This is a genomic window from Burkholderia sp. BCC1640 (assembly GCF_902833125.1).
Lineage (GTDB): Bacteria > Pseudomonadota > Gammaproteobacteria > Burkholderiales > Burkholderiaceae > Burkholderia > Burkholderia diffusa.
On the sequence record NZ_CADFEF010000193.1, the window covers coordinates 1 to 418 of the forward strand.

Here is a 418-nt window from a genome sequence, read left to right on the forward strand (position 1 = left end):
CCGGCGGCGCGCGCTTTCCGCAGGATCTGCAGGCCTCGATCGATGAGGCACGCGCGGGTGAATCGAACGATACGTTCGCCGTGCCGCATTTCGACGGGGCGAGCGGTTACTACCGAATCTGGATCGAGGCCCAGCGCAGCAGCGTGCCGTTCCGCAGCCCGTTCGAACATCGCAAGCCCGTCACGCATCTGGAGACGGCGATCGTCGTCGGGCGCAGCGGCGAGGAAGTCCATACCGACCAACTCAATCGCATCAAGGTGCATTTCGTGTGGGATCGCCGCAATCCGGGCGATGCCGGTGCGTCGTGCTGGGTGCGTGTCGTGCAGTCGGATACGGGCGGGGGTTATGGCTCGGTTCATCCTCCTCGTGTCGGCGAGGAGGTTCTGATCGACTACGTGGGCGGCGATTGCGATCGGCC

The 418-nt window shown here is 65.1% G+C and carries 1 protein-coding gene; it reads left to right on the forward strand.

Annotation, left to right across the window (positions count from 1 at the left end; genetic code table 11):
• On the forward strand, positions 1 to 418 hold a 418-nt coding region (locus HWX25_RS33180), incomplete at both ends, for a phage baseplate assembly protein V (RefSeq protein ID WP_244138843.1).